General features: G+C 72.1%; 5 protein-coding genes. 3 read left to right on the top strand and 2 right to left on the bottom strand.

Annotated features, from left to right (window positions below):
• Positions 1 to 2: 2 nt before the first annotated feature.
• Together ACZ41I_RS17885 and ACZ41I_RS17890 are read right to left on the bottom strand one after the other, a co-directional pair.
• Positions 3 to 3,845: an SDR family NAD(P)-dependent oxidoreductase gene (locus ACZ41I_RS17885; protein ID WP_468514539.1), complete on the bottom strand. Its 3,843-nt coding sequence runs from the start codon at positions 3,843 to 3,845 to the stop codon at positions 3 to 5.
• Positions 3,838 to 8,616, bottom strand: a complete 4,779-nt coding sequence (locus tag ACZ41I_RS17890) for a type I polyketide synthase (protein ID WP_468514540.1) — start codon at positions 8,614 to 8,616, stop codon at positions 3,838 to 3,840. Before ACZ41I_RS17890 ends, ACZ41I_RS17885 begins: the two co-directional genes overlap by 8 nt.
• A 211-nt stretch (positions 8,617 to 8,827) precedes the next feature.
• On the opposite strand from ACZ41I_RS17890, the gene ACZ41I_RS17895 reads away from it, so the two are divergent.
• Genes ACZ41I_RS17895 through ACZ41I_RS17905 form a run of 3 tightly spaced genes read left to right on the top strand, consistent with a single transcriptional unit; the run spans position 8,828 to position 11,048 of the window.
• Positions 8,828 to 9,691: a 3-hydroxyacyl-CoA dehydrogenase family protein gene (locus tag ACZ41I_RS17895; RefSeq protein ID WP_468514541.1), complete on the top strand. Its 864-nt coding sequence runs from the start codon at positions 8,828 to 8,830 to the stop codon at positions 9,689 to 9,691.
• Positions 9,692 to 9,693: 2 nt separating this feature from the next.
• Complete coding sequence (locus tag ACZ41I_RS17900) at positions 9,694 to 9,960, top strand: acyl carrier protein (RefSeq protein ID WP_468514594.1); 267 nt, start codon at positions 9,694 to 9,696, stop codon at positions 9,958 to 9,960.
• The gene (locus ACZ41I_RS17905) at positions 9,957 to 11,048 is read left to right on the top strand and encodes an acyl-CoA dehydrogenase family protein (protein WP_468514542.1); all 1,092 of its coding nucleotides are present in this window, start codon (positions 9,957 to 9,959) and stop codon (positions 11,046 to 11,048) included. Before ACZ41I_RS17900 ends, ACZ41I_RS17905 begins: the two co-directional genes overlap by 4 nt.
• The last annotated feature ends 23 nt before the right edge of the window (positions 11,049 to 11,071 follow it).

The raw sequence follows: 11,071 nt of genomic DNA on the forward strand, positions 1-11,071 counted from the left end.
TGTCAGCTGCCGGTGTCCTCCTCCGCCGCCCGGGCCTCGTCGATCTGGGCGGCGAGGCCGCGCACGGTCGGATAGCCGAGCAGCGCCGTCGCGGGGACGGGCACGCCCAGCTTCTCGCGGACCCGGGCGATGAGCTGGATCGCCAGCAGGGACGTGCCGCCGAGGTGGAAGAAGTCGTCGTTCGCGCCGACCTTCTCCAACCGCAGCACCCCGGCCCAGATCTCGGCGAGAGCCAGTTCCGTGCCGTCCCGCGGTGCCGTGTACGGCGTCGACAGCTCGGGGCGGGGGTCGCGGACGGCGTCGTCCTTGCGGTCGGCGGCCTCGTCGGTCCGTACGATCCACCGGTCGTACCGGGCGGCCAGCGAACCCGTGGAGATCACCAGGTGGTCGACGTGGTCGAGGGCCGCGACGGCCCGCTCGAACACGTCGACCGCTTCGTGCGGCTCCATGTCGAACTCGCCGGTGTGGCCGACGGCCTGGACCTCCGGGCGCCAGGTGTCCCAGTTGACGGTGAGCCAGGTCCCGCGGCCGGCGGCCCGTTCCGCCACGGCACAGGCGTCCAGGGCGGCGTTGGCCGCGGCGTACGGCCCGAGCGCCAGTCCGCCCAGGACGGCGGAGAGGGAGGACAGGGCGACGACCGGCACGTCCAGCCCGCGCAGCGCCTCCCGCAGGGCGAGGAAACCGCCGACCTTGGCCCTGAAGTGGGCACGGCACCCCTCGTCGGACACCATGTGGGCGGGGCCGAACGTCGCCGGGTCGGAGACGCCGGCGCCGTGGACCACCAGGGAGAGGTCGCCGAACCGCTCCCGGGCCGTCCGCACCACCTGGCTCATGCGCCCGGCGTCGGCCACGTCGGCGGCGAGCACCAGCACCTCGGCGCCCTTCCCGGTCAGCTCCGACAGCTCCTTGACGTAGCGGAAGGCCTTGGCCGACGTGTCGGTGGCCTCGGTGAGGTACTGCGGCCACCACTCCGGCTCGGGCAGCGGGGTACGCGCCGTCAGCACCACCCGGCAGCCCAGGTTCAGCGTGAGGTGGCGGGTGAGGACGAGGCCGACATGGCCGAGGCCACCGGTGATCAGCACGGTCGCCCCCGGGCGCAGCGGACCGCCGGCGCGCGTCTGCGGGGCGGTGCCCGGCAGGGGCCTGGGCTCGTAGGTCCGCACCCAGCGTTCGGTGCCGCGCAGCGCGACCGGGCCCTCGTGGGCGACGAGCGCCTCGTTCAGCAGGGCGGCGGTCTCGGCGCGGAGCGCGGCGGCGCCACCGGCGGCCGGGCCGAGGTCGACCTGGCGGCACACCCAGCCGGGGTTCTCCTGGGCGAGGACCGGAAGCAGCGCGCCGAGCGCGGCCTGCGCCGGGTCGTGCGGTGCCGAGCCGGCGAGCTGCACGCCCTGCCGGGTGACGGCGAGCAGGTCGACGGGCTGCGCGGGGGCGTGAGCCGCGAGCGCACCCACCAGGGTGCGGACCGTCTCGAAGCCGTGCAGCAGCTGTTCCTCGAAGGGCAGGCCCGTGCAGGCGGGGCTCAGGGCGTGGACGACGGTCCGCGGTGTCGCGTCGAGGGTGCCGATGAGCCGGTGTGCGTCCTCCGCGGCGCCGGGCCGGAAGGTGAAGCCCTCCGCCACGTCACCGCCGAACTCCGGCCCGGGCCGGGCCACGACGACGTCACCGCCGGCCTGCCGTACCCGGGCGGCCAGTTCCGTGCCGAGCGCGTCGGCGGCGAGCACCAGCCAGGGCCCGGCGGCACGGATCAGCTCCTCGGGATCCACCGGGTCGGCGTGCCGGCGCCGCCAGGCGGGCACATGGGTCCACTGCTCGACGTCGTCCCGGCGCCCGGTGTCCTCCGGCTGCCCGGCGCCGGGCAGCAGCAGGGACTCCGGCGGGTCGACCCAGTAGCGGCGGCGCTGGAAGGGGTAGGTGGGCAGCGGTACCCGCAGCGCTCCGGCGCGGTCCAGTACCGTCCAGTCGATCGCCGCGCCGGCCGTCCACGCCTGTCCCAGCGCGGTGAGGAACCACCGCTCGGGGTCGTCGCCCGCCGCCGGTTCCAGGAGGTGGCGTACGCTCCCGGCCGCGGCGTCGTCCGGTACTCCGGTACGGCAGCCCAGTCGGGCCAGCGCGTCCAGGACCGCCGCGCGCGCCTGTTCCTGCCCGGTCGCGGCACCGGACGGACGGGCGCTGCCGGGCACCAGGCGCTCGACGGCGGTGTGCAGCTCCCGCCACCAGGTCTCCGACGGCTCGTCACCGGCACCTGGTGCGGACAGCTCCACGACCGGCTCGTGCCGCTCCTCCCGGACGGCCGGCCAGCGGGCCGGGTCGGCGAGCACGGCGCTCGCCTCCGCCAGGTCCGTGCACACGAACGCGCGCCGTACGGGGAAGAGCGTGCGGGACCGCTGCAGGGTGAAGGCGACGTCGGCCAGGTCGAGATCGGGCTGTTCGGCAAGGTGCCGGCCCAGATTGCGGGTCGCCTCGTCCAGCGCGGTGGCGTCCCGCGCGGACAGCACGAGCAACCGCGGTGCCGGGCGCCGCTCGGGCCGCTGCCTGACCGGCGGCTCCTCCAGCACCACATGGGCGTTGGTGCCGCCCAGGCCGAACGAGCTGACGCCGGCGCGGCGTGGCTGCGCCTCGTCGGGCCACGGGGTGTCCCGGTCCAGCACGGTGAACCGGTCCCGCTCCGTGGCGAGCGCCGGGTTCGGGTTCTCGTAGTTCGGCGTGGCCGGCAGCACCTTGTGCTTCAGGGCGAGCGACGCCCTGATCAGTCCCGCTGTCCCTGAGGAGCGGTCCAGGTGGCCGATGCTGGGCTTGAGGGAGCCCAGGACGACGGGGCGCGGCAGATGCCTGGGGAACGCCCGGGCCAGTGCGGCCAGTTCGATGGAGTCCCCGAGCTGGGTGCCGGTGGCGTGGCACTCGACGTACCCGATGGTCTCGGGTGCGACACCGGCGAAGGAGATGGCCTGTTCCATCACCTCGGCCTGGCCGTCGACGCCGGGCGCCGTGTATCCGGCGCAGGCCCGGCCGTCGTTGTTGACGGCCGAGCCGAGGATCACGGCCTCGATGTGGTCGCCGTCCTCGATGGCGTCGGTGAGCCGCTTGAGCAGGACGGCGGACACCCCGCTGCCGATGACGCTGCCGCGGGCGCCGGAGTCGAAGGCGCGGACCGTGCCGTCCGGCGAGAGGATGCCGCCTTCCTGGTGGACGTAACCGACCTGCTGCGGCAGCGGGATGAACGCACCGCCGGCGATCGCCGTCTCGCACTCGAAGTTGAGCAGGGACTGCGCGGCCATGTGCACGGCCACCAGGGACGTGGAGCAGAAGGTCTGCACGGTGACGCTGGGGCCGGTCAGGCCCAGCTTGTAGGAGATCAGCGAGGAGAAGGAGTCCCGCTCCAGACCGACCGCCATCAGCAGCTCCCCGCCCGGCTCGGTCATCAGCCGGGGGGCCACGTGGTAGCTGTAGTCGGGGTGCCCGCACCCGGCGAACAGGCCGACCCGGCCGGGCATCTGCGTGGGCGGGTAGCCGCTGCGCTCCAGCACCTCCCAGCAGCACTCCAGGAACAGCCGGTGCTGCGGGTCCATCGACTCGGCCTCGACGCGGCTGAAGCCGAACATCCCGGCGTCGAAGAGGTCCACCCCCTCCAGCGGACCGGCCACGCGCACGTAGGCGGGGTTGGCGAGCTGCGCCGGGCTGACACCGGCGGCGGTCAGCTGTTCCTCGTCCAGCTCGCGCAGCCCCGGCCGGCCCGCCCGGAGGTTGGCCCACAACTCGTCCACGCCGGACGCGCCGGGGAACCGGCCCGCCATGCCGATGACGGCGACGGCGGCGTCGTAGTCGGCCTCGTGGTCCTCGTCATACATCGCTGCTCCCTCCCCGCTGAGTGGCCCGCCGGCGCTCCAGCCGCTGCTGGCGCTGCCTTGCCCGGTTCTGTGCCTGCGACGACCGGTCGCCGGTGGCGTCCTCGTCCTCGGGCTCCTTCTCGACGGTCAGTGCCGCGAGGGCGGCGACCGTGGGCGCCTGGTAGATCACATGGGCCGGCAGGTGTTCGAGCTCCAGTGACCGGCGGATGGCGGCGACGATGCCCACGCCGAGAAGCGAGTTGCCGCCCATGTCGAAGAAGTTGTCGTTGACGCCGACCTTGTCGACGCCGAGGGCTTCCGCCCAGATCTCGGCGATCACGGTCTCGGCCTCCGTGCGCGGCGGAACATAGGGGCTGGACAGGTCGGGGCGCGGATGGCGTTGTTCGCCTCGCCCGCGCCGGGCGCCTTCCTGGACGTCCTCGATGGTGAAGTCGCGGCTGCCGCGGGCCATCGCGGAGAAGTCCTGCGTCGACACGAAGAGATGGGGCTCGGGGCGGGCCAGGACCTGGTGCAGGCAGCGCCAGCCTTCGTCGAAGCTGATGCCGAAGCGGGCGCGGTGCATCTCGTAGAAGGCCCGGAGCACCGGCTCGTAGCCGTCGAGGCCCGACTTCCAGCCGTTCCACTCCCACTCGCCCCAGCCCACCGAGAGCACCCGGGTGCCGGGCAGCCGGCCGCTGCAGGCGAAGGCGTCCAGAAACGCGTTGGCGGCGGAGTAGTCGGCCTGCCCGAGGGCGCCGGTCACCGAGGCGACGGACGAGAACAGCAGCATGAAGTCGGGCGGTTCGGGCAGCCGCTCGATGGCCTGGGCCAGCGCGAGGGTGCCGGCCACCTTGGGAGCGAGCACCCGGTCGACGTCCTCGGTGGTCTTGAACTGCATCATGCCGACGCCCGGCACACCGGCGGCGTGCAGCACGCCGTGCAGGGCACCGAACTCGCGTACCGCGGTGGTGACCGCGCGCTCGGTGTCGTCGGGCCGGGAGACGTCGCCGGGCACCACGACGAACTCGCCGCCCTCGGCGACGAGCCGGCTGAGCCCCTCGATGCGGCGGCGCACCTCCTCGGTGGCCGCCGGGTCGGCGAGCACGGCGTCCCACTGGTCACGGGGTGGCACGGGGGTACGGCCGAACAGCACGAGCCTCGCCCGGTACTCCTTGACCAGACGCTCCGCGAGGCCCAGGCCGATTCCGCCGAGGCCACCGGTGATCAGGTAGACACCGCCGTGCCGGAGCGGCGTACCCACGGTCGGAGGGGGCTGCTCCGCGGGCAGTTCCAGTGCCTGGTAGTCGCACGTCCACACCCGGCCGCCGCGCAGTGCGACCGTCTGGTTGCCTGGATCGGTGGCCAGTTCGGCCAGGAGCTGGTCGAGGGGCGGCGGTGCGCCGTGGACCAGGTCGATGGAGCGCACCGTGGTGCCCGGGCACTCCACCGGGATGATGGTGCAGGGTCCGAGCACGGTGGCGCGTTCGGGGCGGACCGGGTCGTCGGCGGCGACCTGGTGCACGCCCGCGGTGACGACGTCGAGCCCCCAGGTGCCGAGCCCGGTCTCCTGTGAGGCGCGGGCGAGCGCGATCAGGGTGTGTGTGCCGCGCCGGACGGTCTCCTCGGCGGGCCCGTCGTGCAGGGTCCACAGGTGCAGCACCCGCTGCGGCAGCCGGCCGCGTTCCCGGAGCGCGGCGAAGAGTTCGAGGGTGTCCTGGGTGTTGCCGGGCCTGATGCGGTAGGTGTCGCCGTCCTGGGAGAAGCGGTCCCCGGGACGTACGAGGATCACGCGCCGCCCGTCGGTGGCGCCCTTGTCCCGCATCCCGTCGAGGATCCGGTCCGCCTCGCCGTCGTCGGTGAAGACGGTCCAGTCGTTGCCCGGGTCCGCCATTGCCGGACGCGGGAGTCGCTGCTGCCAGACGGGCAGGTGGAGCCACTGCGACTCGGGCAGCAGCGGCAGTTCCTCGTATCCCTCGGGCACCCGGTCGTCCTGGAAGAGGCCGTCCGGGGCGGGGTGGGCCGGGTTCCAGTCGGCGTTGAACCAGTACTCCTGGCGCTGGAAGGGGTAGGTGGGCAGCGTCACCCGGCCGGGCTGGAAGTCACGGCCGGCCCGGTGGTAGGCGTCCCAGTCGAGGTCCACACCGCTCAGCCAGAGCTCGGCCAGGGCCTCCGCGAGGGCACGGTCGTCGCCGCGGTCCTCGCCGGCGGCGGGCAGCGTGGAGACGATCAGCGGCCAGCGGGAGCGGTCGCATGCCGTGTGGGCACGGGCCATGGCACCCAGGGACCTGCCGGGGCCGATCTCGACCAGGGCCGTGTCCGGACGGCCCAGCAGATTGCCGAGCCCCTCCTCGAAACGCACGGGCGCGCACATGTGACGGGCCCAGTACGACGGGTCGGTCACCAGGCCGGCGTCCATCTCCTCGCCGGTGACGTTGGACAGGCAGGGCAGGCTCGGTACGGAGAGGGTGATGTGCTCGGCGACCCAGGACGTCAGCTCCTCCGCCTTGGGGGCGAGCATCCGGGAGTGGAAGGCGTGCGTGGTGGACAGCTCCCGGCAGACGATCTGCCGGTTCCGCAGCTCGTCCGCAAGGTCCCGCACCGCTGTCACGGGTCCCGCCACCACGGTCTGTCCCGGGGTGTGCGCGGCGATGTCGATGCCGCGCGCGTCCAGGTCGGGCACCCGGACGTGCAGCTCGTCCCGGGTGAGGGCGACGGCGAGCATGGCGCCCGCGGGCTGCTCGGCGATCAGCTCGGCACGGTGGGCGACCAGCCGCAGCGCGTCGCGCAGCGAGAACACGCCGGCGACGCAGGCGGCGACGTACTCGCCGACGCTGTATCCGAGGACGGCGGCCGGCGCGAGGCCCCATTCCAGGAAGGTGGCGGCGAGGGCGTACTCGGCGACGAAGACGGCGGGCTGCGCCACCCGGGTGTCCGCGAAGGGGTCCGCCGGCGCCGGCGTGTCACCGCGCCGGCCCAGCAGGGCCGCGAGGTCGCCGCCCTGCTGGGATGTCTGCCGGGGGGCGGTGAGCGGGGTGATCACGTCGACGGGCGAGAACTCGGCGAGGAGCTGCCGGCACAGGTCGACATGACGGCGGAAGACGGGCTCGGTCCGGTACAGCTCGGCGACCATGCCGGTGTAGTGCTCGCCGACGCCCGCGAACATGAAGGCCGCCCGGCGTCCGCGGGTGTCGTCGTGCCGGACCAGCAGGGAGGCGCCGGCCGGGGTCTCGCCGACCAGCGCCGCGGCGGCGGCGTCCGCGGAGTCCGTCACGCACACCTGCCGGTGCCGGAACTGGGAACGTCCCTGGTGCAGGGTGAAGCCGACATCGGCCAGCGCGGTCTCCGGATGGGTCTTCAGATGCCGGGCGAGCCGGCTGCGCTGTTCCTCGGCGGCCGCCTCCACCTGCGCGGAGAGCGGCAGGAGGTGCCAGCGCCGGGTGTCGACGGGACGCGGCCTGGGGTCGGGGGCCTCCTGGACCACCAGGTGCACATTGGTGCCGCCCATGCCGAGGCCGTTGACGCCCGCGATCCTCGGGCGGCCCTGCTGGCGGGCCCACCGCACCTGCTTGCCGGCCACGTAGAACGGGCTGCGTGCGAAATCGATCTCGGGGTTCGGGGTCTCGAAGTTGAGGGACTGCGGGATCACTTCGTGCCGCAGCGCCTGGACCACCTTGATCAGTCCGGCGACGGTGGCGGCCCGGTCCAGATGGCCGACGTTGGTCTTCACCGAGCCGATCGCGCAGTAGTTGCGGTCGTCCAGCGCCTTGCCGGTGCGGTCGAGTTCGGCCGACTTGAACGCGCGGGTGAGGGCCGCGACCTCGATGGGGTCGCCCAGTTCCGTCGCCGTCCCGTGGGCCTCGACGTAGGACACGTCGCGGGGTGACACCTCCGCGTCGGCCAGGGCCGCGGCGACGGCGGCCGCCTGTCCGACGACGCTGGGTGCGGTGTAGCTGAACTTGGAGGCGCCGTCGTTGTTCATCGCGGAGCCCCGGATCACCGCGAGCACGGTGTCACGGTCGGCGATCGCCCGGCTCAGCCGCTTGAGGACGACGACTCCGGCGCCGTCCCCGAAGATGCCGCCGCGCGCCTTGGCGTCGAAGGTCCGGATGTGTCCGTCGGGCGACTCCATGCCGCCCTCGAAGTACATGTGTCCGACGCGGTCGGGGACACGGACGCAGACGCCGCCGGCCAGGGCGATCTCGCACTCGTCGCGCCGGAGGCTCTCGCACGCCAGATGCATGGCGGTCGCGGACGTGGAGCAGAAGGTCTGCACGGACACGGCCGGGCCGGTCAGGTCCAGCCGGTAGGCGATGACGGTGGCCAGCGCGTCCTTGTCGTTGCCGATCATCAGCTCGTACGGGTCCAGGTGCGGCAGCGCGGGACCGACGAAGCGGTTGACCATGTACATACTGAAGTTGGCGCCCGCGAAGAGCCCCACCCGGCCGCGCGTGTCGGCCCTGCCGTATCCGGCGCTCTCCAGCGCCTCCCAGACGCATTCCAGGAAGATGCGCTGCTGCGGGTCGGCGACCTCGGCCTCGCGCGGGCTGTAGCCGAAGAAACGCGCGTCGAATCCGCGGATGTCGTCCAGGACCGGACGCACCTTGACATAGTCGGGGTGCTCGATGATCCGTTCGTCGACACCTGCGGCGCGCAGTTCGTCATCGGTGAAATGCGTGAACGACTCCACGCCGCTCGCGAGGTTCTCCCAGAAACCCCCGACATCCGCAGCACCGGGAAATCGGCCCGACATGGCGATCACCGCAATGTCATGGTCACGTATCGGTTGCTCCAACGTCACGGTTCCCTTCGCCCATGGCACGCGTCATTCGTCGATGACGCATCAGTGTGCGGCGGGGTGTGACGGCGTTGTCCACTCGATGCCGGTGACAACAAGCTGCCGTCCACAAGGTGTCAGCGGCTGCGGGGATTCGGGACCGGGGATTTCCTTGACCGTCGCCGAGATGCGGCCCAAAGCTTACGGCGATGAGAGGACGGAGTGAACCATGACCGTGATGGGCGTCGTGGGCGCAGGGATCATGGGAACGGGTGTGGCGCAGACCGCGGCACAGGCCGGCCACCGCGTCGTACTGATCGACGTGGACAACGCGACCCTGGAAAAGGCACGTCGGCAGATCGAGCGGAACTGCCGGATGAGCCGTCTCCTGGGCGGTCCCCCGGTGGACGAACAAGCCGTCCTGGGCGCGGTCGCGTTCGAGACCGACCTCAAGGCGCTCGCGTCGGCGGAGTTCGTCGTCGAGAACATCACGGAGAACTGGGACCTCAAGCGGGAGCTGTACCCGCGGCTCGACGCCGTCGCGGCCGAGGAGTGCGTGTTCATCGCCAACACGTCGGCCATTCCCATCACCCGTATCGCGTCGGCCACCGACCGTGCGGACCGGGTCGTCGGCGTGCACTTCATGAACCCGGTGCCACTGAAGCCGGTCGTGGAACTCATTCCGGGCCATCACACCTCCGAAACGACGCTTCAGCGCACCCGGGAGCTCCTTTCGTCGCTGGGCAAGAAACCCGTTCAGGTCCGGGATGCGAGCGGTTTCGTATCCAATCGGGTTCTCATGCTGACCATCAACGAGGCCGCTTTCCTGGTGCATGAGGGTGTGGCCACCACCCGGGACGTGGACGAGGTGTTCCGGGGGTGTTTCGACCACCCCATGGGCCCTCTGGAGACCGCCGACCTGATCGGCGTGGACACCATTCTCTACAGCATCCAGGTTCTTCACGACAGTTTCGGCGACAGCAAGTACCGCCCGTGCCCGCTGCTGAAGCAGATGACCGACGCCGGGTTGCACGGCAGGAAGACGGGCCAGGGCTTCTACTCGTACACGACACCGACGGAATCGGGGGCGTGACCATGACCGACAGCACAGCCGCGCGTATTCACGCCTTCATCAAAGGGCGTTTCCCGGACATCTCCTTCGCCGACGACGAGGACATCTTCGTTCTGGGGTTCATCAACTCCCTCTTCGCCATGGAGCTGGTGATGTTCATCGAGAGCTCCTTCGGTTTCGTGATACCGAACGAGGAGCTGAGGTTCGACAATTTCCGCACGGTTGCGTCCATGGCGGCCCTGATCGACCGTCAGCCGCTGGCCGCCGGATCGGGGGGCGATCCGGTGTGAAGGGCCTGCCTCTAGACGCGGCACCCGTACTCGATCGTGACTCGGCACGCGCGTTCACCGAGACGCACATCGTTCCCCACGCGGACGACTACGACCGGGCGGGCCGGGTGCCCGGCACCCTGCTTCAGGCGGTCTCGGCGGCCGGCCTGTGGGCACCCTTCCTGCCCACGGCGGCCGGTGGTTCCGGGGTGTCGTTCCGTGCCCTCGCGGAGATCCACGAGGAGGTGGGGCGCGGCTGCTCCTCGATGCGCAGCCTGCTCACCGTGCACGGCATGGTGTCCTACGCGATCCAGCGCTGGGGCAGTGCCGAGCAGCGCGCACGATGGCTGCCCGACCTGGCCGCGGGCCGGGTGCTGGGCGCCTTCTGCCTCACCGAGCCGGAGGTGGGCAGCGACGCCACCGCGCTCACCGCGACGGCCGTCCGCAAGGACGACGGATGGGTGCTGAACGGCACCAAGACATGGATCACCGGCGGGCAACTCGCGGGTGTCTTCCTGGTCTTCGCGCGCACGCCGCACGGGGTGGCGGCCTTCCTCGTCGAGCGCGGTGCGCCCGGTCTGGAGGTCGTACCGGTGGACGACATGCTGGGCACCAGAGCGAGCATGCTGGCGCGGCTGGACCTGCGTGAAGTGACGCTCGGCCCGCAGGCACTGCTCGGTCCGGAGGCCTTCGCCTCGGGCATGGTGCTGACGGGGGTGCTGGACCTCGGCCGGCTCAGTGTGGCGGCCGGGTCGGTCGGCATCCTGCAGGCGTGCCTCGACGCCAGCGCCCGCCGTACGTCACGGCGCGAGGTGGGCGGCATGCCGCTGCGGGAGCGCCAGCTCATCAGGGCGAAGCTGTCGGACATGGTGGCGGACGCGGCGGCGGCCCGGCTGCTCTGTCTGGAGGCCGCGCGACTGAAGGACGCCGGTGACGCGGACACGATCATGGCGACGATGATCGCCAAGTACTTCGCCTCCACGGCCGCCGCACGGCACGCCTCCGAGGCCGTGCAGATCCATGGGGCCGGCGGGTGCGCACCCAGCAGGCCCCTCCCCCCCTCCCCCCCGGACACCAAAGTGGGGGGGACGGCCGGGGGGAGGTCTTAGAGTCCACGACTCTGCACAGCCTA

Source organism: Streptomyces sp. NPDC030799, from assembly GCF_055572255.1.

Coding starts and splice junctions, on each gene's coding strand:
- ACZ41I_RS17885 (WP_468514539.1), bottom strand. CDS start 3,845: ATGTATGACGAGGACCACGAGGCCGACTACGACGCCGCCGTCGCCGTC.
- ACZ41I_RS17895 (WP_468514541.1), top strand. CDS start 8,828: ATGACCGTGATGGGCGTCGTGGGCGCAGGGATCATGGGAACGGGTGTG.
- ACZ41I_RS17900 (WP_468514594.1), top strand. CDS start 9,694: ATGACCGACAGCACAGCCGCGCGTATTCACGCCTTCATCAAAGGGCGT.